The 25,516-nt window shown below is 58.4% G+C and carries 15 protein-coding genes; 10 read left to right on the forward strand and 5 right to left on the reverse strand.

Annotation, left to right across the window (positions count from 1 at the left end; all coding sequences use genetic code 11):
- The first annotated feature begins 70 nt into the window (after positions 1-70).
- Both ESB00_RS14480 and ESB00_RS14485 read left to right on the forward strand, forming a co-directional pair.
- Positions 71-973: a glycosyltransferase family A protein gene (locus ESB00_RS14480; RefSeq protein ID WP_129048506.1), complete on the forward strand. Its 903-nt coding sequence runs from the start codon at positions 71-73 to the stop codon at positions 971-973.
- Between the two features lie 236 nt (positions 974-1,209).
- Positions 1,210-1,866, forward strand: coding sequence for a hypothetical protein (locus ESB00_RS14485; RefSeq protein ID WP_129048507.1), 657 nt, complete (start codon positions 1,210-1,212; stop codon positions 1,864-1,866).
- Between the two features lie 25 nt (positions 1,867-1,891).
- Here the strand turns inward: ESB00_RS14485 and ESB00_RS14490 are convergent, their stop codons facing one another.
- Positions 1,892-3,382: a lipopolysaccharide biosynthesis protein gene (locus ESB00_RS14490; protein ID WP_164976228.1), complete on the reverse strand. Its 1,491-nt coding sequence runs from the start codon at positions 3,380-3,382 to the stop codon at positions 1,892-1,894.
- Positions 3,383-3,614: 232 nt separating this feature from the next.
- On the opposite strand from ESB00_RS14490, the gene ESB00_RS14495 reads away from it, so the two are divergent.
- Complete coding sequence (locus tag ESB00_RS14495; RefSeq protein ID WP_129048509.1) at positions 3,615-4,958, forward strand: polysaccharide pyruvyl transferase family protein; 1,344 nt, start codon at positions 3,615-3,617, stop codon at positions 4,956-4,958.
- Positions 4,959-5,083: 125 nt separating this feature from the next.
- Here the strand turns inward: ESB00_RS14495 and ESB00_RS19720 are convergent, their stop codons facing one another.
- Positions 5,084-5,251: a hypothetical protein gene (locus ESB00_RS19720; RefSeq protein ID WP_164976229.1), complete on the reverse strand. Its 168-nt coding sequence runs from the start codon at positions 5,249-5,251 to the stop codon at positions 5,084-5,086.
- Positions 5,252-5,729: 478 nt separating this feature from the next.
- Here ESB00_RS19720 and ESB00_RS14500 point away from each other — a divergent pair, with 478 nt between their 5' ends.
- From ESB00_RS14500 to ESB00_RS14515, 4 genes are all read left to right on the forward strand, one after another.
- A complete protein-coding gene (locus ESB00_RS14500) occupies positions 5,730-11,048 on the forward strand; it encodes an immunoglobulin domain-containing protein (protein ID WP_164976230.1) in 5,319 nt (1,772 codons plus the stop codon).
- A gap of 337 nt (positions 11,049-11,385) precedes the next feature.
- Positions 11,386-12,672 (forward strand): nucleotide sugar dehydrogenase, encoded by a 1,287-nt coding sequence (locus ESB00_RS14505; protein ID WP_129048511.1) that lies wholly within the window; start codon positions 11,386-11,388, stop codon positions 12,670-12,672.
- A gap of 550 nt (positions 12,673-13,222) precedes the next feature.
- Entirely contained in the window at positions 13,223-14,452 is a 1,230-nt protein-coding gene (locus tag ESB00_RS14510; RefSeq protein ID WP_129048512.1) for a porin family protein, read from the forward strand.
- A 766-nt stretch (positions 14,453-15,218) separates the two neighbouring features.
- On the forward strand, positions 15,219-16,103 hold the full coding sequence (locus ESB00_RS14515; protein ID WP_129048513.1) for a hypothetical protein: 885 nt from the start codon (positions 15,219-15,221) through the stop codon (positions 16,101-16,103).
- A 723-nt stretch (positions 16,104-16,826) separates the two neighbouring features.
- Here ESB00_RS14515 and ESB00_RS14520 read toward each other — a convergent pair.
- The 3 genes from ESB00_RS14520 to ESB00_RS14530 all read right to left on the reverse strand — a co-directional run bounded on the left by ESB00_RS14520 (position 16,827) and on the right by ESB00_RS14530 (position 18,929).
- Positions 16,827-17,390: a hypothetical protein gene (locus tag ESB00_RS14520; protein WP_129048514.1), complete on the reverse strand. Its 564-nt coding sequence runs from the start codon at positions 17,388-17,390 to the stop codon at positions 16,827-16,829.
- Positions 17,383-17,628 carry a hypothetical protein gene (locus tag ESB00_RS14525; protein WP_129048515.1) on the reverse strand — a complete coding sequence of 82 codons (246 nt, stop codon included), beginning with the start codon at positions 17,626-17,628 and terminating at the stop codon, positions 17,383-17,385. The genes ESB00_RS14520 and ESB00_RS14525 overlap by 8 nt, the downstream gene beginning before the upstream one ends.
- A gap of 389 nt (positions 17,629-18,017) precedes the next feature.
- A complete protein-coding gene (locus tag ESB00_RS14530; protein ID WP_129048516.1) occupies positions 18,018-18,929 on the reverse strand; it encodes a LysR family transcriptional regulator in 912 nt (303 codons plus the stop codon).
- 738 nt (positions 18,930-19,667) lie between these two features.
- Here ESB00_RS14530 and ESB00_RS14535 point away from each other — a divergent pair.
- The 3 genes from ESB00_RS14535 to ESB00_RS14545 all read left to right on the forward strand — a co-directional run bounded on the left by ESB00_RS14535 (position 19,668) and on the right by ESB00_RS14545 (position 25,338).
- The gene (locus ESB00_RS14535) at positions 19,668-20,567 is read left to right on the forward strand and encodes an exosortase/archaeosortase family protein (RefSeq protein WP_129048517.1); all 900 of its coding nucleotides are present in this window, start codon (positions 19,668-19,670) and stop codon (positions 20,565-20,567) included.
- Positions 20,564-23,806, forward strand: a complete 3,243-nt coding sequence (locus ESB00_RS14540) for a tetratricopeptide repeat protein (protein WP_129048518.1) — start codon at positions 20,564-20,566, stop codon at positions 23,804-23,806. The genes ESB00_RS14535 and ESB00_RS14540 overlap by 4 nt, the downstream gene beginning before the upstream one ends.
- 911 nt (positions 23,807-24,717) lie before the next feature.
- Complete coding sequence (locus ESB00_RS14545) at positions 24,718-25,338, forward strand: VPDSG-CTERM sorting domain-containing protein (RefSeq protein WP_129048519.1); 621 nt, start codon at positions 24,718-24,720, stop codon at positions 25,336-25,338.
- The last annotated feature ends 178 nt before the right edge of the window (positions 25,339-25,516 follow it).

Here is a 25,516-nt window from a genome sequence, read left to right on the forward strand (position 1 = left end):
TAATATTCATCCAAAGTGTTCAAAAGTATACTCCTGAAGCGACTAAAGTGTTTAGAGTGCTCTATATTCCATGCATGAAATTTTGATGATCACCTTCAAGCGGGCAGTCTTCACCCGTGTGGCCCTCGGACGCCTGCTTGAATCCTGCGATGATCAGATGCGCGTGTGGGTCTGGCACAATGGCGACCATGCCGAGACCCTTGAGGTGGTGCGGTCCTTCCAGGGGCATCCCCGCTTCCACAAACTGCATGTCAGCCCGGAAAACGTGAAACTGCGCGCCCCGACCAATTGGTTCTGGGCCAATTCGGAAGGCGAATACCTGTCTAAGGTGGACGACGACTGCCTCCTGCCCGACGGCTGGGGCGCCACGCTGCGGAGCGCCCTCGCGGCGGAGCCCAAGCTGGGCGTGATCGGCTGCTGGCGTTTTTACGACGAGGATTTCATGCCCGAAGTAGCCGGCAAAAAGATCCGGACCTTTGCCGGCGGCCACCGCATCATGACCCACGGCTTCGTGCAGGGCAGCGGGCATGTGCTCAAGCGGGAGATTTACCGGCAGCTCGGTCCCATCCGCGAAGGGGAATCCTTCACGGGCTATTGCATCCGCGCGGCCTACCATGGCTGGATCAACGGCTGGTATTTCCCCTTCATCCACGAAGACCACATGGACGACGCCCGCTCTCCCCACTACCCCATCAAGACCGATGCGGATTTCCAAAAAAACCTTTCCCTCAGCCAGATCAATTTTGGCGTGAAGTCCCTCCACGATTGGCAAAGGTTCGGCCGAGTTCTCGCCCGCCACCTCCAAGCCGACATCATTGATCCGCGGGATCACTTTGGCTGGCGAGGTTGGCTCAACAAAATCGGCAACCTTTTCTCAAGGAAGCGTAACTTCCTAGAAGAGCATGCCCATCTAATCCAACCCGTAACGCCTCCCGGTCAATTATCCTCGATAGGAGGACGACAACCTCGTTGAACCGATAAATTCGAGGTGCATTCCGGAATCGACCATTCACTCATAAAGAACCGGAGCGAATGACTTCAACAAGGCCCGCTAGATAGCCTTACTATCTACTCCAGCCTTCGCCAAATAACGCTATAGTCATATTGCTCATCATTTGGTGCAATATTCACGTTCTATTCAAGAGCCCCAATTTATGGTCCCTTGTCTAAGTTCAGGCATAACCTAACTGCATACAGTCTAGATATATCATGACCACCAAAGAAGTCGCATTGCTTCAACGTTATCTGCTAAAAGCTGACTCCTACTTGGAGTATGGTAGCGGGCGTTCTACTGCTCTCGCCTCCTCCATTTCATCTATCCGTCATATTGTATCGGTCGAATCTGATGTGAAATTTGTAGAAGAGCATGTGGCAATCCATCCTGAGGTTAAACAGGCTATTGCCGATGACCGCTTGCGTTTCGACTTTGTCAACATTGGCCCCACCGGATTATGGGGACACCCGACGGACAAGTCTAAGCGACATATGTGGCCTTCTTACCCATTGGGTTGCTTGCAGGAACGCCGTTGGAATCTTGTCTTAGTGGACGGACGTTTCAGGGTAGCATGTTGCCTTGCCGCTGCCTTGGAGTTGCCTCCGGAGAGCATAATTCTCTTACATGACTTCTACCGCCCAGAATACCATTTCGTCCTCAAATTCATGGAGCAGGTAACGCGGGAAGATAATTTAGTGCAACTTCGGCTTCGTGCGAACGCCAATCGAGCTGCTGTTCAGTCCGCAATTGGCAACTATCAATACATTCCAGGTGATTGCACCAAATCTCGGGTAATTTTTAGAAAAATTAAACAGAAACTAGGAATGAAAGACTACCAGAATGCGCCAACACGAGAGTCTCAGCAAGGTTGAGAACCTACGCTAGCGCGGTGGCTATTCACCGTTCAGATAGACCGGTAATTAGGGATTTCCACAAGGGGCGATCAAGCGAACGCGTCGCAACTACGACAATCACTAACGCAATACTGGTAGCGGCAGCTAAAGAAATATACGCATTTGAGAAATACTGCCATAGGCCCGCCAACTTGATCAAATATTGGCTACCGAACACTATACCTGCAGTCAGAAATGATGGAAGTACGGCTCTTGCTACAGTAATCAGGGACAAGTTCGTTACCCGTTTAATTTGTAACAACATGATGGGAGTCAAAAAACCGCAGAATACTACAACCCTTGCGAAAGAAATTCCCATCATTCGGACAGAATCATTCGCTTCGTGTAACAGAGTAGCGACCGCAGTGATTGCCAAAGCGTTGGCGACCGCACCCGCCCAAGTCATTATCGATACGATTCCTGGCTGAGAGACCGCCTGTAAGGTTGGGCCAACAAATAGAATTATGGCCTTTGCCATGCCGACTATGGCTAGCATTGCCATCACCCCTTCTGCTTCTCCCCATTCCGGACCAAAGACACTTAACACCAGCGATCCTGCGCCAGCCAAAAACGCTAGTCCAGGAAACGATCCAAGGCTGTTGAGTTTGACGCCAAAAACAAAATTTCGATTTAGTTCCGCGTGATCGTGTTGCAGTCGGGAAAAATGCGAGAGAGAGACGGACTGAAGTGCTCGCGGAAACAAGCTTAGATTCAGTTCGACCAGTCGTTCAGCCAATCTGTAGAGCCCAAGGGCTGTAGGGCCCAGAAAAAGGCCTATGGCGATACTGTCGAATTGGTTTTGAAAAAACGTCCCAAACTGCCCCACGACGGCTTTGCCAGCGAAATTGAATAGCTCGCAGACCGATGCCCACGAAAACGACATCCTTGGCCGCCAGTCGCTTTGCCCCCAAAGCAAGAGCACACTGACTAATTCGCGAACCAGATGTTGTGCAACCAGCGCCCACACCCCAAAACCCAAAAAAGCAAGAGTCAGACCTAGCACTCCGCCGATCATCACCGCTATCGTGGAACGGATTGCCAAGGCGCGAAAAGCCATATTCCGGTTCATCACAGCTACCTGAACTACGGTCAGTCCTTGGATGGGAAGAAGCAGTGCAAGCCAACCCAAAATCGGCTGCACCTCCGGAGCCTTGGCAAGTGCAGCAAATAAACCACTGCCAAACCATATCAGCAGCATCAACGCGCTTGATAGAGCAAGATTGAGCCAGAATACCGAGTTTAAGTGATGATCATTAATTCGCTGATTCTGCACCAAAGCGGAATTAAACCCCATCCCGGCGATGATTTCAAAAAATGTAACCGTCAGGTAAGCCAGTGCTACGGTGCCAAACGCCTCAGGCCCCAATAAACCGGCCAACAAAAACGTAACTACGGCCGACATGCCCTGATTAGTTACTCTGGCCGCTGCCGACCATTTCGCAGCATGGAGCATCTCCGCTTTAGTTTGGCTTTTGGGTGAAATTTTGAGGCTCACAATTTTTCGCGCTGCTATGAAATGGTCCAAGTGTGAGTTGGAAGCAGGATGCAAAACCCGAGACCTGTCTGCATGGCCATAAAAAAGTAGAGATCCACGGAGCATTCCGGAAATGGAGGCAGGACTATCATTCCTGCGAGCCATGGACCATGCCCCTCATCCAACGCGGAGCTGATAGCTCCGCCTCCAACCAAACTGAAGCAGCCTTGGCGTTGGACCTTCCGGGAATAAAATGCCTGAGCACTCTTGTTTTTCAACGCCTGCTCCTCTTAACATCCGCACATTCATCATGCGTGTCCTCTTCCTCGGTATTGCCGTCAGTTCGTCCAACCGGGGGGTGCTGGCCCTCGGCTCATCTCTCATCGGCCTGACACGCCAATCGGTCCCGACGGCGGAAATCGGCCTTTTGATCGGCCACAACCGGACCGAGGTTGTTCCGTTCCGCGTGGGTGAAACGCAGCTCCTGGTTCCGGTCATACCCTGCCGGCTTTCACCCCGCTCCTCGCCCAAGGATCACCTGCTGTGGATCATGCTGGTGGCCCTAGCCTACAGATTGACCCCCTCGGCCGCTCTGCGGCGGCGGCTGGCCGGGCTGGCCCCCTGGGTCGAGGCCATCAGCCGGGCGGATATGGTCGGGGACATCCGCGGCGGCGACAGTTTCAGCGACATTTACGGCCTCAGCCGTTTCCTGCACGGCTTTTTCTTGCAGGCCGTGGTGCTTCTGGTTCGCGGCGACATCGCGCAGATGCCCCAGACCTACGGCCCTTACAAGAGCGGCCTCGCCCGCGCGCTCGCCCGTTTTCTCCTGCTCAGGTCCGGCACAATCATTGCGCGTGATCTCGCCAGCCGGCAAGTGGCCCAGACATTGGTCGGTACCCGGAAAAAAATCCTGCTCAGCCCGGATGTGGCTTTCTCCCTGCAACCGATCCCTCCGCAGGCCATCCACCTTGATCCTCCGCAAGCGGAAGGCGGTGCGGGCAAAATCATCGGCATCAATGTCAACGGCCTGATGTTCAATGGCGGTTACAACCGCAAAAACATGTTCGGCCTGAAACTCGACTACCAGGCCCTCCTTCCGGAACTCATTCGGACCCTGCTTGACCGGCACCCCGGGGAAATCTGGCTTATCCCCCACACCTTCGCCCTCCCGGGCAGCCCCGAGAGCGATCCGGAAGCCTCCCGTCTGGTGCGCGAGTCCCTCCCCCCCGAGGCGCAGGCCCGGGTCAGAATCGTGACCGGCGACTACGACCAACACGAGATCAAGGCCGTCATCGGAAAATGCTCCTTCCTCATCGGTTCGCGCATGCACGCCTGCATCGCAGCCCTCTCTCAAGGAATTCCCTGCGTGGGGGTGGCTTACAGCATGAAATTCCGGGGAGTGTTTGAATCGGTCGGCATGCAGGACTGGATTGTGGATGGCCGTGACCATACCCACGGTGACGCGATCAACCGAATTTTGGCTCTCCACCAGCAATGCGACGTGGTGCGCGAGGATCTGAACCGCCGCGCGAACGAAACCAGGATAGAATTACGCCGAGTATTCGATGAACTCCTGAAATCAGGAAATCCGTCTTAGCGATAGCTCTAAGCAGGAAAGAGCCGCCGAAAGCGGGACTTTGACAATTTCCTACAACATACGTTTGGCAGCATCAGGATCATTCATAAAAGACTCTTTGCGCGTGCTATTTGCGGCAGAATCTATCATCGTGTTTGAGGAGTAACTTTAAGCGAATCCATACTGTCAACATTCGCGGTTTCCATACCAAAGACAGCAGAACCACAGCAACTTTTCACCATGAATACGAAATGCCCACCACTGGCAAAGATGATAAAGATTTGGCTTAGGCTGCTCTTGATGAGCAGTGTCATTTTATGTGGAACCTCCGCTTTTGCTGCAACATTTTACGTTTCACCAACTGGAAATAACTCTAACTCTGGATCAGCTGGAGCACCTTGGCAGACCCTAAATTATGCACTCGGCTCTTCTTTATTGAAGGCAGGTGACGTTATCGAGCTCTCGCCTGGTCTCCATACGATCGGCGGTTCTTCAAGCAAGAATGGAACAGATGGCTCACCTATTGCCATTCGGGGAGCAGGCAAAGGCTCCACAATTCTCACAGGCAAATTAACCCTACGGAATAGCTACTACACAATAACTGGGATAACTTTTGATCAAACAGTTCTAGAGCTCACTACAGCGGGGTGCAGCTATGTCATTATACAAGACTGTGAATTCATGCGTGGCGTGGCTGGTGTTAACATGAAGTCTGCGAGTAATGACACGTCGTCGCGCCCGAGCAATATTACAATTAAACGGTGCGAGTTCCATCATCCAATTGGCAATGGAATGATTTCCCTCACTGGCAACAATCACACCGTGGAAGAAAATATACTCAGAGATAGCAGCGGTAACGATGCGATGCGTATTTTTGGTAATAACCACGTTATCAGAAATAACCAATTCATAAGGATTGTGGCGGCAAACACCCCAGGTTTTACCGGCAGATCGACATCCAATTTAAATGTCGCACTAGGCTCTAAGTCACTTCTCGTTAGTAGTGGTCTAAGGTTTTCACGTTATGACCAAGTTACAGTGTTCTCAGAGAGTGACCCAACTAAGGCAATGACCGGCTTTGTTACTGCGTATACAGGTTCATCGCTTGATGTTGAGGTTTCAAAAATTACGGGCTCAGGTTCTGCAGCTGATTGGATTATTATCCTAGGTTCTGACAACAGTAACACAAATCACGCAGATATAATGCAAACTTTCGTCAATTCCTACGGCGAACCCACTACGAACCTTTTGTTTGAAGGAAATTATGCAGAGGATTGCACGTCGCAATGGGGCAACCTTGATCACAACCCCGAGAACAATCTAAGCGGAAATTGGATTTTACGGAACAATCTATTCGTCAGAAGCCGAATAACATTAAATAACTACCTGCCTAACATAAACATATACAATAATACTTTTTATGATTCTGGCGGTTATACGACAGGACTCGCTGGAAAATATTCAACAACTCGAGGTGCGGCAAACAACATGCGAGTTTTCAATAATCTATTTATTCGAGTCTCGGGCATTTCGACTGGCGACGGAGCCTATGCTTTTAACGCCTCAACTACCGGATCTACAGCTGATTACAATATAATCACAAGTCTATCTGACGGGGCATTCAATAACCTAAATGCCGGTGCAAACAGCATAAATGGTGGAATTGCCCCATCTTCTATATTTGAAAATTTTACGGCTGGAAATTTCCAACTGAAAATTGGTAGCCCAGCGCTTGATAGCGGCACGGATCTTTCATCTGGATTAACCGGCTTTACTAGCTCTAAGAATGGATCACCAAGACCACAGCGGAGTGGATGGGACATAGGTGCATTTGAGCTACCAGCAGATTTTGCGGGAACGAGCCCAGGTATTGCAAGCCATCCCACCAATGCCACCGCAACCACCGGCACAAACGCGACCTTCACCGTGATCGCAAGCGGCACTGCTCCGCTCAACTATCGGTGGAGAAAGAATGGCGTTGATCTGTCCAACGGCGGCAACATCGCCGGTGCAACCGCCGATACGTTGACTCTCACCAACGTCTCTTCCAGCGATGCAGCTACCTACACGGTCGTGGTCAATAATGCCGCTGGGCCGGCAATCACAAGCAACGGCGCTATTCTCACTGTATCGGCACTCACCTTTCCCCCGAGCATTGTCAACCAACCGGCGAACAATATCACCACCCCGGCGGGCAACACGGTGAACTTCACAGTCGGCGCCTCAGGCACTGCCCCGCTGACCTACCAATGGAAAAGGAACGGCGTGGATCTCGCCAACGGCGGCAACATCTCTGGCGCCAACACTGCCACCCTCACCCTCGCCAGCGTAGTCATCGGCGACAGCGCAACCTATTCGGTAGTCGTCAACAATGCTGTGGGGCCGGCCGTCACCAGCGGTGGCGCCACCTTGACCGTAACCCCGGTCCTCTTTCCTCCGGCGATCGTCACCCAGCCCGTCGACGTCACCACCTTGGCGGGTAATCCGGCCACCTTCACAGTAGTCGCTACCGGCACAGGCCCGCTCACCTACCAGTGGAAAAAAAATGGTATCAACCTCAGCAACGTTGGCAATGTCTCAGGTGCGACTGCGAATACCCTAACCCTCGCTAGCGTTTCGATCTCGGACAGTGCCACCTACACTGTATCCGTTAATAATGACGTGGGGCCGGCAGTGACGAGCAACAGTGCCGGTCTATCTGTAACGGCGCTGCCCGTTGCCCCCGGGATCGCCACCCAACCCAGCAATGCTATCGTCCCCCCTGGCAGCACTGCCCAGTTCACCGTGGGCGCAACTGGCACCGCACCCCTGACTTACCAGTGGAAAAAAGGCGGCGTTAACCTCACCGATGGTGGTAACATCTCCGGTGCCACTTCCGCCACGCTTGCGGTGTCCAGTGTGAGCGCGGCCGATGTGGGCAACTACTCGGTTGTCGTAAACAATGCGGTCGGACCGGCAATCACTAGCAACAGTGCTTCCCTCGCGATGGCTACGGTCGCGCCTATCATCACCCAGCATCCGGTGAACCAAGTCGTGACATCAGGTGCCACAGTAAGCTTTCTAGTTGCGGCCACTGGCGTGCCAGTGCCAACCACCTTTCAGTGGCGCAAGAATGGCGCCAATATTACAGATGGGGGCAACGTCTCCGGCTCCTCTTCCAACCGCCTGACCTTGGCCAATGTGTCTGTAGGCGACGCTGCTAGCTATTCAGTCGTGGTAGAAAACGGGACTGCCCCCGCTGCGACAAGCAGCAATGCCACTCTGACGATCAATACCGCTCCAGTGATCACGCTTCAACCAGATGACCAAACCGTTGCCGCTGGATCCACAGTCACCTTCGTAAGCGACGCCACAGGATCACCTACACCGACTTTCAGGTGGCAAAAGGATGGGGTTCCCCTGTCAGACGGGGGCAAAATCTCGGGCGCCTCAACGTCCATTCTCGTGTTGACCAATGTCGCTGAAGCCGATGTTGGAAACTATCTTGTCGTCGCCACAAATGCAGGTGGAACATCCATATCCGAGGATGCTTTTCTCGGAGTTCAAATTCCACCAATCATCACGGTCCAGCCAAGCAGCCTAACGGTAGTGCAGGGCACAAGTGCTTCTTTCAGTGTAGCAGCCGAGGGCACACCTACACCAACTATTCAATGGAAGAAAGGTGGCGTGCCGCTCACAAATGGTGGCAACGTCGTCGGGAGCAATCTTACTACTTTAACCCTATTGAGCACGTCGGCTGCGGATGCCGGCGAATACACGGCAACTTTGAAAAACTCGCTCGATGAGGTCACTACGCTTAAAGCCGTTCTGACTGTTACCGCACCTCCTCTGGTCAACCAGGCACCGGTTTTCACTACGCAGCCGGTCTCGCAAAATGCCCTTGTCGGACAGAAAATTACTCTTAGCGCACATGCGGCAGCTTTGCCGGAAGCGACCTACCAATGGAAGAAAAACGGTATAGAGCTCATCGACGGCGACCACATCGGAGGCGCACAGACTAACACGCTTATTTTGGACGGCGTCGCGATTGCCGACTCCGGAGAATACTTGGTTGTCGCGAAAAACTCCATCAGCGAAACCGTTAGTGCAACCGCCGTGCTTTCGGTCTTTGTGAATTCATTGCCCAAGATCACTTCGCAACCGACCAACCAAACGGCCAATCTCGGCAATGCCGTGTTTTTCTCGGCCGGGGTCGAGGGATTTCCCACCCCCAGCTTTCAGTGGCGCAAGAACGGTGTCAACCTGGCGAACACCGGCAACATCCAGGGCGCCAACAGCCGCACGCTGACCATCTCTCCGGTCGCGCTGACGGATGCCGCCGACTACTCGCTGGTGATCTCGAACCGTCTGGGCTCCGCCACCAGCAATGCCGCCACCCTCACTGTCACCACCTCGCCGGTGATCGGCGGACCCTCCATCACCAATCAGCCGCCGCCCGCCACGGTCGTGAACCCGGGAACCATTCTCCAGCTGAGCGTGACCGTGGCCGGTGAGCCCACCCCCACCCTGCAGTGGCGCAAAAACGGGGACAACCTGACCAACACCGGCATCATCTCCGGCACGACCACCTCAACCTTGGTGCTGAACGGCGTGACGGCCGCCGACGCCGGCGACTATTCGGTGGTGGCTTCGAACACCCATGGCACGGTCGTCAGCGACAACTACAAGATCACCGTGCTGACCACCAGCGTCGCCAACCAGACCGTCACCACCGGGAAGGATGTCGCCCTGTTTGCCTCCAACGCCAGCGGAGCGGTGCGCTGGCAGATTTCTTCCGATGCCGGCGCCACCTGGTCCGATCTGGCCAATGACTCCACCTACAGCGGCGTCACCAGCAACACGCTGCACATCGAGAATGCATCATCCGCGATGAACAGCCTGCTCTACCGGCTGATCAAGGATGCCGGCGGTCCGGCCGACGTGCTGTTCTCCGCCAAGCTGAATGTCGCGCCGGCCTTCCTCCCGTTCCCGGTGGGCATCAGCGCCGACAGTTCGGGCCTTCTCCACGTGGCCGACGCTTCGAGCGACATCATCGCCACCATCAACGTCTCGTCGCAGGTATCGACCCTGGCGGGCACCGCCGGCCAGACCGGCACGGCCGACGGCACCGGCCCGGCCGCCCGCTTCAACGACCCCACGGGCCTGGCCGCCTCGACCGGTGGATCAGTCGCCGTGGCGGACAAGGCCAACGGCACGATCAGGCTTATAAGCCCCGCCGGCGTGGTCACCACCCTCGCGGGCTCGACCACGTTGCGCGGCAATGTCGATGGCACCGGCTCGGCCGCCACCTTCTCCTCGCCCGCCGGCATCGCCCGCGACTCCGCCGGCAATTACTATGTGGCGGATGCCATGAACCACACGATCCGCAAGGTGACCGCCGCCGGTGTGGTCACCACCCTCGCCGGCTCCGCCGGAATCCCGGGCAGCAGCGACGGCACCGGCCCGGCCGCGCGCTTCAACAATCCCTCCGGCATCGAGACCGACTCGGCCGGAAACCTGTTCGTGGCCGACACCACCAACAACCTCATCAGGAAGGTGACGCCCGCCGGCGTGGTCACCACCCTGGCCGGTCTCGCCGGCGTAACCGGCACCAGCGACGGCACCGGGAGCTTCGCCCTGTTCAACCAGCCCGGCGGCGTCGCCACCGACAATACGGGCAATGTCTATGTGGCTGACACCGGCAACTCCACCATCCGCCGCATCACCTCGGCCGGTCTGGTGACCACGATCGCCGGTCTGTCCGGCATTGCCGGCCACAAAGACGGCTCCGGCATCGAGGCCTGGTTCAACCAACCGCGCGATCTCACCGTTAGCGCCGCCGGTTTCCTCTACGTGGCCGACACGGGCAATGCCGCGATCCGGCGAATCGATACCACCGGCTTGGTCACGACCTTGATTTTGAGCGAACCTCCCGCCAGCAATCCGACTCCGACCAACCCGTTGCCGGAAACGCCGCCCTTGCCGACCACTCCAACGCTGCCCACCTTGCCGACTTCGCCCACCCCGCCCACTTCCAGTGGCGGTGGCGGCGGCGGTGCCCCGAGTGCTGAATTCCTCGCCGCCCTGCTGACCGTTTGGCTGACGCGCCGGTTTACGTCTAGAAAAGCCTGAGCAGGGATATTTCTCAATCCCACCGACCGAGGCCCGGTTGGTGGGATTTTTTTGGTCCCGCAGGCCGGTCCCAAATCACAGCGCCGCGTGGGCTAGTCACCGGTTCGGATGCAGGACCGGAAATTGTCCCAACCTCGCGCCGCAATCCCGCCGGAAGGGCCGAGCGGACCCGTAGCCTGCAGGTTCCGCGTAAGCGTCCGCATGTCGGAGCATGTGATCCTCTCCGGCAAAGCCGGCCCGGCTTATGACGCCGGTCGAAGCCCCGCTTTCATTTTCTAGCTGACCGGCCCCAAATTGACTGGCAAACCCACGGCCTCTTCAAAATCATTACTCATCCATGAAACTTGCGATCGTCGGTCTCGGTTATGTCGGCCTGCCTCTCTCCCTCCAGTTCGCCCGTTGCCAAGCCAACGTGCTTGGCCTCGACATCGACCGGGCCAAGGTGGACTCGCTGAATGCCGGCCGGAGCTACATCAAGCACATCACCGATGCCGCCATCCGGGAGCAGATCGACGCCAAGAATTTTTCCGCCAGCACTGACTTCTCCCGTGTCAAGGAAGTCTCCGCGATTATCATCTGCGTCCCCACGCCGCTGAACAAAAACCGAGAACCCGACATCTCCTACATCACCGAAACGGGCAAAGCGATCGCCCCCCACCTGCAGAAGGGCACGGTCGTGGTGCTGGAATCGACCACTTATCCCGGCACGACCGACGAGGACCTGCGCAAGGTGATCGAATCAACCTCAGGTCTTAAAGCCGGCACCGACTTCCATCTCGCCTTTTCACCCGAGCGCGAAGATCCGGGTAATCCGCAGAGTGTCGTCGCCACGATCCCCAAGATTGTCGGCGGCTACACGCCGGCCTGCCTGGAGAAGGCCGTGGCTCTTTACAGCATCGCCATTAGGACTCTCGTGCCGGTCTCGTCCTGCCGCGTGGCCGAAGCCGCCAAGCTGCTGGAGAACACCTTCCGCGGTGTAAACATCGCCCTCGTGAATGAACTGAAGGTCGTTTACGCCGCCATGGGCATTGATGTCTGGGAGGTGATCAACGCCGCCAAAACGAAACCTTTCGGCTTCATGGCCTTTTACCCGGGCCCCGGCTTGGGCGGCCACTGCATCCCCATCGATCCATTCTACCTCACTTGGAAGGCCCGCGAATACGGACAGCACACCCGCTTCATCGAGTTGTCGGGTGAGGTCAACACCGCCATGCCCGAGTATGTCATCCATCGCGTGGCGGAGGCGTTGAATGAGCATCGCAAGCCCGTCAAGGGTAGCAAAGTCCTCATCCTAGGACTGGCCTACAAGCCAAACGTCGATGACGACCGCGAATCGCCGAGCTACATTTTGATGGAAATGCTCAAGCACCGCGGTGCCGAGGTTTCCTACCACGATCCTTATGTTCCCGTCATCCGACCCACGCGTGAGCATCCGCAATGGGCGGGCACCAAATCCGTAAGCTGGAACAAGGAGACCGTCTCCGCCTTCGATCTGGTCCTCATCGCGACCAATCATGCCTCCGTCAACTATCAGGATCTCGCCAACTGGGCTACATGCATCGTGGACAGCCGCAACGCGATGAGCACCCTCAAAACCAAGCCCGGACAAGTTTGGAAGGCCTGAACCACGCACCATTCATCGCTGTGCTTTCGGGGCACGAGTGAAGTGCCCATCGCCGTCAATCTTATCCCTTGGAGTGCCGGTCTCCGCACCGGCCGCTTGCTGATCGCCCCATCCCGGTGGGTCCGGAGACTGACCTCCACCTCGCAGCCTAACTGCAGGCCAACAGCCCCTCCTCCGTTCTCCCTTTTCCCTGCGCTCCGTTCCCAGTCCCAACTTTGTGCCTTTTTTTGTGGAGATCAGCCTGTCTGCCGGAGATCGCAGTTAGGTCGCTAATTTCTAGTCGCTAGATGCTGGCTGCTAAGCTCTAATCCCTTGCCGCTAGCTTTCTAGGCGCTGGGGTCTAGGTTCTAGCGACAAGGTTTCCGTCCTCCGTCCTCCGTCCTCCGCCCTCCGTCCTCCGATCTCAGGTTTGAAGTTTCCTTCCTCCTTCCTCCTTCCTCCTTTGCCTACGTTTTGGACATCGTCCAAGAACGTCGGACAAACACATTTCCGGCGAGCACGCCGGAACAGTGCCTTCTCCCGCCCTACCCTAGCACGCTGCACAAGCCCCATGAACACTTTCCTCGCACGTCCGCTCGTGCTTTTGCTGGCGCTAGGGCTCCTGTCCACAGCCAAATCCCAGAACGTTATTCTCGCCCCCGAAGCGGAGGCCTTGCTGACGCCCGTTCAACGCAAAGCAGCCCCGCCTCCACCGTTGAGCCGGCCGCCGGCCGGAACCGAAACGCCCTTTCAACTGGGCGGGATCTTTGTGCTGCACCCACGCCTTGGCTTCAGTCAGATGCGAGCCGATGGGTTGCCCCTCCTTGGGCAGGCTACACGCGGAGAGAGCGACATCAGCAGCCTTTCCGCCGGACTGACGTTGGATGCAGGCGAAAACTGGTCGCTGGATTACAGCCCTTCCCGGGTCAATTACTCCAATAATGCGTTGGCGGACTCCACCCAGCATTCCGCACGCCTCCGTGGCGTACTGAATTGGCAAGACTGGTCTTTCAACTTCAACCAGAGCTACAATAAATCCAATCAGATCATCGTCGAGACCGCCCAACAAACGGATCGCAAAACCCTCTCCACCCAACTGGGTGGCTCCTACCGTTTCAGCCCCAAGCTCCAGGTCAGCCTGTCGGGCGGCTGGAATGACCGGACCAGCAGCCTGACGCCGGACCAGCGGACTTACTCGGCCCAGGGCGCGTTGAACTATCTCCTGAGTGACCAAGTAAGTCTGAGCCTGAACCCGGCCTATGCTTACACGGTAGTGGACGCCGCGCCCGACTACGCCAGCGAATCGTTGAGTGCGCTCATCAGCTGGCAGCCGGCGGAAAAGCTCAGCTTGAGCCTGGGCGCAGGCTTCGACTCCCGCAGCACGCAAGCTTCCTCCGGCCTCGATCAAACCACCCCGCTGCTGAATTTCGCCCTGAGTTATACTCCTTTTGAAACCACCAGCCTGAGCATCACCTACGCCCGTAGCGCCGGAGCCTCGTTTTTTACTTCGCAGGCCACGGACAACCGGAATCTGAGCATCAGTCTGAGCCAGCGCTTGCTGGGCCGGTTCTATTTTTCCGCCACCAACGCCAAGAACCGGCGAACCTATGAATCGTTGGTGAGCACCCTGGCCGTGAACCGTGAGGATAAGATCGAGGCGCTAAGTTTCCGTTTGTCCACCCGCTTACTCGAGCGCCTCAGCGTTTCCTTGCTGCATCAGGAAAGCAAAAATCGATCGAACCTGGCCGCCTTAAGCTACACCAGCCGTCAAACGGGTATTGAGCTCAGTTACGCGTATTGAGCCACGCGCACAGCGCGCGTGGCCCGGAGAAGCACTGTTGCCCACTGCTGTGGGCACATGTGTTTGTCCGACGTTCTTGGACTGCGTCCAAAACGTAGGCAAAGGAGAAGGGAGAAAGGAGAACGGAGTTCGGCAATGTTACTTCGCCGCCACAAGGGCACCCGCTGCCGTCACCCCTCCTCACGTTGTCACTTAATCCGGGGCCAAGTCTTCTGCTTGGCCATCTCCGAGCTCTCGCACTCCGTCCATAGTTAAAACCTTTTCGTGTTTTCCGTGTTTTTCGTGGTTCATGGTTCGGAGTTAGAAGATTGCTCGCCTGTTCCTAGTCGCTAGTCCCTTATCCTGGCGCGCCGCGCGCCCCATTCCGTGTCTTCCGTGGGCCAATGGTCAGGGTTCGGGTATCACCGTTTGTCATCGCGAGAGGGCGCGAAGCGCGCCGTGGCGATCCCACTGTATCGACAAGCTCAAGGTCACGAGCCTGCCGATGGCTGGATTGCTTCGTCTCCCGCACAAGCGGGATCCTCGCAATGACAGTCGTAACTTCTTTGGGTAATTCTCAATAAATAGAACAAGTCGGCACGCTGCCGCTAGCCTGCCCCCGGTGAAGCAAATTTTGCGGGACCGGACCCACTGCGAAAGAATGTAGCTTGAGTCCTCGGCCGCTTCCGGCGATTCACTTTTCGTCTTCCCACTCAATGCCTTTCTGTTTTTCAATTTTCCAACGGGCTGAGATCCTGTCCCGCATGGCCCAATTCGCTCGTTGAGCATGGACTTCGCCTGGAATGAAATGAAAGTGGAAGAATTCGCGGCCTTTGTTGGCCTATTGGGACCACGTCCGATCCGATGCGGTGAAATTTATTGGGGCGAAGTGCGTCGCTACTTTTACCGCCCCCTGCAGCCGTTGCATATTTTTGATCGAGCGAAAATATGTCGGCCGATCGGGGCGGCATGGGGTGGAGCGCAATATGCTGTATCAGAGGGACCGGACGCCAACTCGTGGCTAAACTGGCTGGCCTTCGATCAAACCCAGAACTACTCCGTTGCAACCCTTGACAAAAACCGCCGCCGCCAGGTTCGGCTGGCCGCGGCGGACTTCGAAATCCGCCGGCTGACCGATCCGGAGTTGTTTAAACGGGAGGCGCACCCGGTTTACTTGTCCTTTCAAAACCGCACCGGCTACAGGGTCGGCTCCGAACGGCGCGATCCCGCAGCTTTTGCGCGGTGGGCCGACCAAGTTTTTGCTTCACCCAACGTTCTGGTTCTCGGCGGCTATCGGGAAGGTGTGCTGGGTGGCGTGAGTCTGACTTACAAATTCGGCCACACGGTATTCTACGCCACTTTCTTTTGTGACGACGAATCCCTGCGGCGCTACCTCTCCGACCTCATGCTGCATACGGTGCGCGAGTCTGCGGCCGCGGACCCCGCAGTGCGTTACGTTTACGCCGGCATGTTCAAGGGCATTCGCGGTCTGGATGATTTCTACCTGCACCGGGGCGCCCGGTTGTTTCGCCAGCCAGCCCGACTCGAGCTGAATCCAATCACAAGGTTCCTGTTAAAATCTTTTCTGCCGGCGCAATACAACCGCCTCACCGGCCATCTGACGCCCGAACAACTGGCCCAGGCCGGGGTCCCGACTGCGCCTGGCCCGTGATGGAGGCAGTAGGCGGGAGAAGGGAGCATAGAGGCAGCAGGCTGGAGGCGGAAATTGGAGACTGAAGACGGGAGGCGGGATCACGGGACAACCTGTGGTGCTAGCGAATCGGAGCCGTCGTCCGTCCTTTGCTCTCTGACGTCTGATTCTGAAACCTTGGCATTTTGCATGTCATTGCGAGTATCCCGCGATTGCGGGAGACGAACCAATCCAGCTGGATCGCCACGGCCCGTTTTGCAGGCCTGCTAATGACAAGTCAGTGGGGATCGTTGTGAGGCATTCGATGCATGCCACACCCCGCCCTGCGGGCACCCCTCTCCAGAGGGGATCTTCGGCGGCGTGGCTTGAGGTCCCCTCTGGAGAGGGGTGGCGCGCAGCGCCGGGGTGTGGTGGCAACGTTGCCAGCTTGTCATTCGACAGAACCATCGAAGACAACCGGCTTCGTCCGCCCTTTCGCGATGACAAAAAATCTAACCCGGATGTTTCACCCCAATGAAAAACGTTGAATCAGAAATCTCCTTTTTGCCTTCGGCCAAAGCGACTTGGTCGCGGTTCACCCTGACATAGTCGGCCCGACCGGGAGCAAACGAGCGCGCACGTCCGACCGTCCACCGTTGTCCACTCTCCAGTCTCCGGCCTCCGGTCTCCTGAAAAACAAACGCCGCCGACGCTGCAGCATCGGCGGCGCGTTTTTCTGCGCAGCTTCACTCGCTCAACCGGTCCTCAGGCATTGGTCCAGGCGACGATCCGCGCGCCGGTATGACCGGGGCGGTCCGTCGCCGTGGCTTGGATCGTCACCGTCGCCCCGGCGGGGACCACGGCAGTGGCCGCATAGCTCCATCGGCCGCCGCTGAGGACCGCCGGCCCCTGCTCGAGGATCGCGTCGGTCGCATCGCGGATCTCGAGGCTCACCGCCTGCACCGCCACGTCGTCCTGGGCTTCCATCCGGATGACATCCCCCGCCTGCCCGTGGTAGTCAGCGAGATCAATCGCCGTCACCTCGGGCGGGTTCAGGTAGTCGCCCATGATCAGGGCGAACAGCGGGACGGACCGCGCCCGGGCGAGGGCCTCGTAGTCCAGCCGTTGCACCGGATCGGCCAGCACCGTCTTGGCGTAGGCCGCGGCGGCGCGGAACCGGTCCCGCACCGCCTGCTGCCCGGCGCTCGGGGGCCCGCTGAATTCGGGCCGGCGACCGAGCACCGTCCGGTCGCCGTATTTCCGATACACCCAGTTGTCGATGCGCCCGCTGATGCCTTTGAGCGCGCTGTTGAGGGAGAGCTTAGCCATGGCGGCGCCCTCCCTTGGTCGTGGCCACGGCCCCCTGCCGCACATCCTTTCTGTATCCCTTCTGCATCCTTGCTGGACGCTTCTGGCACCGGCCGGGACGCGTCCGCAGCAGGCCGAGGCAGAAGCCGGCCAGCCCCCCGAGCTTGCGCACGGGACTCAGCGCCGGGTTCAGCGCCGCGGCCCCGGAGGCCAGCGCGCCAAGCACCAGCTTCGTTTGCTTCAGTCGTTTTTGGTTCATGTCTTTCTCCTTTGCATTGGGTTTTGACCGGTCCCGGAATCGCGAAATGCGACCCTTCGCCGGCCGCCCCCAGCATAGCGCAGGGCACGCATCCCGCGTTAATGCATAGCCGTGATGCTCAACATCACCGGGCGTGATGGCGCTCCGCGCATCGCGCGGAGCGCCGGGAGCAGGGAGGAAGAAGAAGGGAGCAGCACTGTTGCCCACCACTGTGGGCACATGTGTTTGTCCGACGTTCTTGGACTGCGTCCAAAACCTAGGCAAAGGAGGCCGGAGGCGGGAGATTGGAGTTCCGACTTCAGCCTTCAGGTTTCAGGCTTCCGTTCTCCCTATACCCTTCTCCTTTCTCCCTCGCGCCACGCGCGCCCTCCTCCCTGCTCCTTTCTCCTTTATCCTTTATCCCGCCAACGGTGGCTGGCAATGCGGCGGAGGGTGGACAGGAACAACTCCAGCGCCGGGGTAAGCGGAGGGCGCCAGCAGGCGCTGATCGGCACGGGCTCAAAATGCTCAAGCGGCAGGCTGCGCAGCCCAACCGGTCTGACCTCCTCCGGCAGGATGAGGCCCAACCCCACGCCGAGCCCCTGGCGCACCAGCGCGTGCATCAGCGCCGCTGAATCGGCCCGGAGGCGGGTGCTCCAGGTCACCTGCAGAGCGCGGAGTCCACGTTGGAAAACCGCCGGCAGCGGATCGTCAGGCGGTGGGCCGATCAGGCAATGGGTCGGCCGGGCCTGTTGCCAGAACCAGCCCGCGCTCTTGATCGGACAGGCGGCGCGGACCCAGAGTCCGAGACAGGGCCGGACGAGTATCTGGGAGCGCCAGCCCGGCGGCCGGTAGTGTCCGGTGGTCACGATCAACTGCACTTCACGGTCGGCCTGCCAAGCACCCAGCTGACTCGGCGTGCCGTTGTGGAGCTCGAATCGGGTGGCGGGAAAGCGTTTCGCAACGGGGGCCAGCACCGCGGACAGCCACGCTTCCCCCAAGAGACTGTCGGCGGCGAGGTGCAGGACCTCCGCCGGTTCCGCCTGCAATTCCTGCCAAAGCGCCGGCAGTCTCGCGAAAAAAGGTTGGGTATGGTTCTGCAGCAGCCGCCCATGGGCCGTGAGCCGAAAAGGCCGGCGTTCGAAGAGCTTCCGGCCGATTTGCCGTTCGAGGGCGGCGATCTGGTTGCTGATGGCGGGTTGCCCGATGCCATAGGACAGATTCCGCGCCGCAGCACTGATGCCCCGATACCGCGCCACCGCCTGGAAGAGCTCCAGCTGGTGGGGGTTGAAACAGTGAGCGGTTGAGGATTTCCCGGGCATCGCACGGCCCGTGCGCCTAACCAGACACGATCCACCGCCTCCGGCTCCCCCGCGACGGAACCCTCCCGCGGTTTTTACCGGTTAGTTAACCCGCCTGTTTCACACCCGGAGGTGAGAAATAGGCGCCCGATCGGGCCGACATTGTCGGGGCTAACCGCGACGAAGTCGCTTTTGCCAAAGGCAAAACGGATAATTCTGATTCAAAGTCTTTTTATTGGTGAAATATTCTGGTTAAGCCCGCGCAGGCCGGAGGGTGTAGACCGGAGGGCGGAGGCCGGAGGCGGGAGAATGGAGAAGGGGGAAAGGAGAAGGGACAACCTGTGGTGCAAGCGAATCGGGGCTGGCGTCTAGGGTCTAGGGTCCGCCACTCAGCGACCCTTGTTACTAGATACTTTCCCCTTGTTACTTCCTTTCGATCTCCCGTCTCCCTCCTCCCTTCTCCTGCGCGCACCGCGCCACCGTCCACCGTCCGACCGTCCACGCCGCTTAGCGAGTTTAAGTTCGGAGTTGAAGTTGAAGTGTAGCGATACGACCGAGAATCTTGCTTTGGTTGTCCGTTGTCCAATCTCCGGCCTCCGATCTCCGGTTTCAGGTTTCAGGTTTCCGATCTCCGTTCTCCGATCTCCGGACTCCCTTCTCCCTTTTCCCTGCTACTTTCTCCCGGCGCGCCGCGCGCTTCGCGCGGCGCCATTCCTGATTGTCGAAGGCCCCGAATCCTGTACAACTGGCCTTATCTGCATGTCTTCCGTAACCCCGCCCCTCGATGAACGCTCCGGACTGCGGCGTTTTGTCATCGCCGCCCTCATCCTGTTGGCGGTCTTCGCCCTGCCGCTCTTCCACGTCGTCCGCTTTTCCCTCCAGAGCGACCTTTACTCGTTCATCGTCATCGTGCCGTTCGTCAGCGCCTACCTGGTCTGGATTGAGCGGACCCGGCTCACCCCGGCGGGCACCCCCGTGAACCGACGGTGGGCCGCCGCCCTCGCGGTCATGGGTCTGGCTCTGGCGACCCTGGCCCTGGTGATTCAGCAGGGAGGAGGCAAACATGCCGGCGTCGATGCCCTGGCCTTTTCCATGTATGCCTTGGTGGGGCTGTTGGGCGCCGCGGCCTGTTTCTTTCTGGGTCGCGCCACCCTCAAGGTCATCGGTTTTCCGCTCGCGTTCCTCGTCTTCCTGGCCCCCTTCCCCGTCGCGGTGGAAGTGGGCATTGAAACCGTGCTGCAGCATGGCTCCTCCTGGACCGCCCACCGCTTCTTGGATCTGGCGGGTATGCCGGTGTTTCGCGAGGGCACGTATTTTCAACTCCCCGGTTTTGCGATGCAGGTGGCGCCCGAGTGCAGCGGCATCCGCTCCACCCTGGCGCTCTTTCTCACCAGCCTGGTGGCGGGCCGGATGTTCCTCCGCTCGCCCTCAAACCAGCTGATCCTCGCGGCCGTGGTCCTGCCCCTCGCCCTCGTGCGCAACGGATTCCGCGTGTTTGTCATCGGCGAACTCTGCGTGAAGATCGGTCCCCACATGATCCACTCCTGGATTCACCGCCAGGGCGGACCGCTTTTCTTTACCCTCTCCCTCATTCCGTTTTCCCTGATCCTTTTTCTGCTCCTGCGCCGCGACCGCCGCGCCATACCTTCCGCCCCATGACCGCACTCCGCCGTTCCCTGCCCTGGTTAGTTGCAACCGCCGGCCTTGCCCTGCTGCTGGCGGGTTGCTCGCCCGCCGGAAAGCAGGAAAAACTCATGGCCGGCGCCGACCGGCATTTCGACGCCCACGACTTTGATCGCGCCGAGGTGGAATATCTCAACTTGCTCAAGGCCGACCCACAGAGCGGCCGCGCCATTGCCCGGTTGGGCCTGATCTACTCCGCCCAAGGCCGCAGCAGCCGCGCCGTCGCTTTCCTCATGCGGGGTCGTGAGCTCCAACCGAACGATCTGGCGGTGCGTCTGCGGGTCGGCCAGCTTAACTTGGTTACGGGCAAACCGACCGAGGCCCGCGCGGAAGCCAATTTCATCTTGGATCGCCAACCGCAGGACGCAGAAGCCCCGTCTTTGCTGGTCGCCACACTAACCAAACCGGAAGAGGCCGAAACCCTTCGTCAGCGCCTGCTGCGCCTGCCCGCGCCAGCCCCGGACCGCGCGCCGGTGCTGACCGCCCTCGCCACCCTGGAACTTCGCCTTGGGAAACCGGCCGAAGCCGAGGCGTTTCTCGCTCGCGCCAAGGCGGCCGATCCGGCTTTTGCCAACCTCTACAACCTCCTGGCCGCGCTTGCCCTGGCCCGCAAGGATCTCTCCGCGGCGGACGCTGCCTTCAAGGAAGCAGCCCGACTCTCCCCGCCCCGATCTCCCCAACACCTCCAATACGCCCAGTTCAAAGTCCGCTCAGGCGACCTGCCGGGAGGCATAAAACTCCTGGAGCAAATCACCACCAAGACACCGGATTATCTGCCTGCTTGGCTTGCGTTGGCGGAGATCAGCCTGATGCAAAACAAGCTGGACGACTGCGCCGCCCAGCTTGAGCGGGTGCTTGGCCGCGATGCCCAGAATCTTGAGGCCTCGATTCTTCAGGGGCGTCTGCTCGCGCTGAAGGGCGACCCGGCCAAGACCATCGCCCACTACGAACGACTGGCCGGGCAGTATCCCCGCCTCCCGCTGATCCAGCAGGAGCTAGGTCGTGCCTATGCCGTAAGCGGTGAGGCCACCAAGGCGATCAACACGCTCAACCAAGCCCTGGCGCTGGCCCCGAATTCACCCGAAATTGCCCTGATGCTGGCCCAGCTCCAAAACCGCAAAGGCGACCGCAACGGCGCCATAGCGCTACTGCGCCGCACCGTGGAGCAACGGCCCAACTTTACCCCGGCTTTGGTGCTGCTTGCGGACATCTATCGCGCCCAAGGCAACCTGGACGAGTCCCTGAGCATTTATCAGCAGCTGGAAAAGCAGGCTCCCGAAAACGCTCCGCTCACCCTGGCCTTGGGTCAGGTGCTGACCCAGCAACGCCGGATTCCGGAAGCCCGCGCCGCCTTCGAGAAAGCCTTTGCGCTGACCCCCGACAGTCCCGCCCCGCTCGAGCAACTCGTAAACCTGCGTCTGCTGGAAAGAAAGTTCCCCGAAGCCATTGCGTTGGTGAACACGGAGGTCGCCAAAAATCCCACCCTCGCAGGCAACGGCCAGCTGCTGCAGGCCAAGATCCAGCTGGCCCAAAACAACCAGAGCGCCGCCGAAACGCACCTGAAGCAGGCCATTGAGCTCATGCCCGAGTCGCCGACGGCCTATTTCCTTCTCGCCGGGATTCTCAGCCGCACCAACCGGCAAGAAGAGGCCCTCCAACAGCTCAACGAGGTCCTGACGCGCAATCCCAAGGAGGTGACCGCCCTGATGCTGGCCAGCGTGATCCAGGACCAGAAGGGCAACTACCCGGCCGCCCGCGAAGGTTACGAAAAGCTGCTGGCGATCAATCCGCAGTCGGTGATAGCACTCAACAACCTGGCCTACCTGCTCTCGGAACGATTCAAGGAATGGGACAAAGCCTACGACTATGCCCAGCGCTCCCGGCAGCTGGCACCGGACAATCCACATAACGCCGACACTCTCGGCTGGATTTTGGTCCGCCGGAAGCAATACCTCCGCGCCCGAGGCCTGCTGGAAGATGCCGTCGCCAAGCTCCCGGAAGACGCCGAGGTCCGGTTCCACCTCGGGTTGGCCTGCTACCTGATGGGCGACGAACCCGCGGCCCGCACCGCGTTGGAACTGGCGCTCAAACAGCATCCGGCCGACGCAGCCTGGAAACCCGCCGCGCAGAAAGCCCTGGCCCTGCTCTCTCTCAACCCCGAGGCCGTCACCGCCGCGGACCGGCCGCGCCTGGACCAAGCCTTGGCGGAAAAACCCGATGACCCCGTCGCCCTGATCCGCCTCGCCGCCCTGCTGGAACGCGAGGGCAAAATCGACCAGGCGGTGGCGACCCTGGAGACCTCCCTCAAGACCCATGACCAAAGCGCCGGCACCCTCATGTTGCTCGCCCGCCTGGAAAGCCGCCGACAGAATGCGGCCAAGGCGATGGAACATGCTCGGGAGGCCCGCAAACTGGCGCCCGATGATCCCGAGGTGGCGCGTTCCCTGGCGCGCTTCGCGTTTCAGAACCGGGATTTCACCTGGGCCGCGAGCCTCCTGCAGGAGGCCGCTCGGCGCATAACCGATTCCCCGGATCTCCTCTACGAGCTCGGTCTGGCCGAATACAGTGTCGGCCGGGTGACGGAAGCCCGGGAGGCCCTACGCAAGGCTCTCGACCTCGCGGCCCAAAGCCCGCTCAACCTCTTTGCCCAGAAAGCGGAGGCCACCCGCTGGTTGGAATTTATCACCCGCACCGACCCGGCCGTGGCCGCGCGCGAGCAGTCCTCGATTGACGCCGCCTTGTCCAACGAGCCTCGGTTCGCCCCAGCATTGGCGGCCCGGGCGGCGCTGCAACTCAGCCGGGGGGAAATCGCGGCGGCCCGCGAAACCTGTCAGACCCTCCTCACGATCTATCCGGATTTTGTTCCCGCCCAACACCAGCTCGTGATCATGGGGGCGAATTTACGGGAATACAACCAGCCCCTCTTCGATCTGGCCCTGAAAATCCGCCCGCAATTTCCCCGCGATCCGGCGGTGGCCAAGACCCTGGGCCTCCAATCCTGCCTGAAGAAGGAATATGCCCGCGCCGTGCCGCTGTTGAAGGAAACGGTGGCGGCGAATCCGGCCGACGCCGTCGCCTGGTATTTTCTGGCCCAGGCCCAACGCGGGCTGAATTCCGCAGACTTTACTGCCTCGCTGGAGAAAGCACTCTCCTCCGGCCTCTCGGAACCCAGCCTGCTCACCGAAGCCCGCAAGCTCCAGGCCCAGGGCAAGTAGTCGAGTCGCCCCCGCCCACGCCAAGACTGTAGCCCGCCTGTTTCACACCTCTAGGGTGTGAAGAAGGCGGGTTAGAGCGGTTTTGTAGCCGCGATTGAGTCCCGCATCCGCGGGACGAAAGCGTGGTGAATGGACAGCCAGGTCGTCGCTGCGCTGCTACGAAGCGACGGCTTGATTTAACCCGCCCTAACCCGGATATTTCACCCCAAGAAAAGACGTTGAATCAGAAATATCCGTTTTGCCTCCGGCAAAGTGACATCGTCGCGGTTAGCCCCGACAAAGTCGGCCCGACAGGGCGCATCTTTTCTCACCTCTGGGTGTGAAATATGCGGGCTAACGCGATCTGAACGATTCTGTGGCCGGATCTAAAAAAGTAGGACGTAGATTCGCTGCTCTAAGAATGACACATCTCGAAACTTATTTCCCAAGGCTGTCATCCAGCAGCGCAGCGAAGGATCCAGTTTCCGCGCATGGAGAGCGACTAGAGCAGTTTAAATAGAAGTGTAGCCGCTTTGGAGCGCAGCGACAAAGTGGTCGTCCCCTGACCACGCTTTCGCCTGCGGCTCAAGCGCGGCTACGCCTTTTATGAAAAAAGCTCTAGGGTTCACCCTATTGACTGTAAGAAACACTCCAGTCCGCGTTGCTGTTTTCAACTTAAACTTCGCCCTTAAACTGGCTTCGAAGAAGCCATCCGTGCCCCGAAACCTGTAAGCCCGGGCAATATTTCGTCGGATAATCTTACAAATCATCCCGCCCATCGGATGCATACAGAATAATATGAAATTCAAAATGATCATTTATCATTCTCTATCTGATTCTTACATTACTTCACCACACATTAAACCCAACTTGGCCCGGCCATTGCTTACTCAATGGAGTCAGAAGTAACTTAATCAGTAAACACTACACCTATGAAACTGAACTCACTCCTTAGCTCCCTCGTTCTCGGAGCTACTTTGTCCACTGGCAGCGTTCTCGCCAACACTGTCGTAGTTGACACTACCCCATTCTCCTACGGAAACGGTGGAGAATTTCTGGCTCAGACCAGCAATCATGGTGATTTTCTCACCTTCTGCGTCGAGAAGAACGTATTTTTCACCGAAGGGGCGAATTATTATTACAATATCGACGAAAATACCGTGCTTTCTCAAGGTGATGTAATTTCCAAGGGCACCGCTTACCTCTTTAATGCCTTCAGCCGAGGCACTTTGGCGGGCTATTTTGGACCAAACCGCCTTGCTAATGCCGGCCTGCTCCAAAATGCGTTTTGGATGCTCGAAGGTGATTTAACCTATGATAACAGCAATCCTTACATTGCGCTGGTCGAGGGGATCTATGGACCGAATGTTATGTCCGATGTAGGCTCTTCTAATGTCAAAGTCGTCAACATTTGGAATAATTATAATGCCCAGACCGGCGTATATTCCGGCGACAAGCAGTCGATGCTTATCAGAATTCCCGACTCCGGCATGACCGCCCTCCTGCTCGGCCTCGGTCTCCTCAGCCTCGTTGCTTTCCGCCGCAAGCTCTGAGTCGCTACTCCTTCCGTAGTGTTTAAGACCACGCTCCCTCGGGAGCGTGGTTCTTTTTTGCCCCCTGCTCGTCAAGCACCGTAAGCACTCAGCTGACCGTAGCAGCCGACTTGAGGAGGCTGGAAGCAACTAGCCCGCATATTTCACACCCAAAAATGAGAAATATGCGCCCTGTCGG

It is taken from the genome of Oleiharenicola lentus, from assembly GCF_004118375.1.
Taxonomy (GTDB): Bacteria; Verrucomicrobiota; Verrucomicrobiia; order Opitutales; family Opitutaceae; genus Lacunisphaera; species Lacunisphaera lenta.

What these genes read in the sequence shown, in the direction of transcription:
- ESB00_RS14480 (WP_129048506.1), top strand. Translation starts at nt 71, where the DNA reads ATGCATGAAATTTTGATGATCACCTTCAAGCGGGCAGTCTTCACCCGT.
- ESB00_RS14485 (WP_129048507.1), top strand. Translation starts at nt 1,210, where the DNA reads ATGACCACCAAAGAAGTCGCATTGCTTCAACGTTATCTGCTAAAAGCT.
- ESB00_RS14495 (WP_129048509.1), top strand. Translation starts at nt 3,615, where the DNA reads ATGCCTGAGCACTCTTGTTTTTCAACGCCTGCTCCTCTTAACATCCGC.
- ESB00_RS19720 (WP_164976229.1), bottom strand. Translation starts at nt 5,251, where the DNA reads ATGACACTGCTCATCAAGAGCAGCCTAAGCCAAATCTTTATCATCTTT.
- ESB00_RS14500 (WP_164976230.1), top strand. Translation starts at nt 5,730, where the DNA reads ATGATTTCCCTCACTGGCAACAATCACACCGTGGAAGAAAATATACTC.
- ESB00_RS14505 (WP_129048511.1), top strand. Translation starts at nt 11,386, where the DNA reads ATGAAACTTGCGATCGTCGGTCTCGGTTATGTCGGCCTGCCTCTCTCC.
- ESB00_RS14510 (WP_129048512.1), top strand. Translation starts at nt 13,223, where the DNA reads ATGAACACTTTCCTCGCACGTCCGCTCGTGCTTTTGCTGGCGCTAGGG.
- ESB00_RS14515 (WP_129048513.1), top strand. Translation starts at nt 15,219, where the DNA reads ATGGACTTCGCCTGGAATGAAATGAAAGTGGAAGAATTCGCGGCCTTT.
- ESB00_RS14520 (WP_129048514.1), bottom strand. Translation starts at nt 17,390, where the DNA reads ATGGCTAAGCTCTCCCTCAACAGCGCGCTCAAAGGCATCAGCGGGCGC.
- ESB00_RS14525 (WP_129048515.1), bottom strand. Translation starts at nt 17,628, where the DNA reads ATGAACCAAAAACGACTGAAGCAAACGAAGCTGGTGCTTGGCGCGCTG.
- ESB00_RS14530 (WP_129048516.1), bottom strand. Translation starts at nt 18,929, where the DNA reads ATGCCCGGGAAATCCTCAACCGCTCACTGTTTCAACCCCCACCAGCTG.
- ESB00_RS14535 (WP_129048517.1), top strand. Translation starts at nt 19,668, where the DNA reads ATGTCTTCCGTAACCCCGCCCCTCGATGAACGCTCCGGACTGCGGCGT.
- ESB00_RS14540 (WP_129048518.1), top strand. Translation starts at nt 20,564, where the DNA reads ATGACCGCACTCCGCCGTTCCCTGCCCTGGTTAGTTGCAACCGCCGGC.
- ESB00_RS14545 (WP_129048519.1), top strand. Translation starts at nt 24,718, where the DNA reads ATGAAACTGAACTCACTCCTTAGCTCCCTCGTTCTCGGAGCTACTTTG.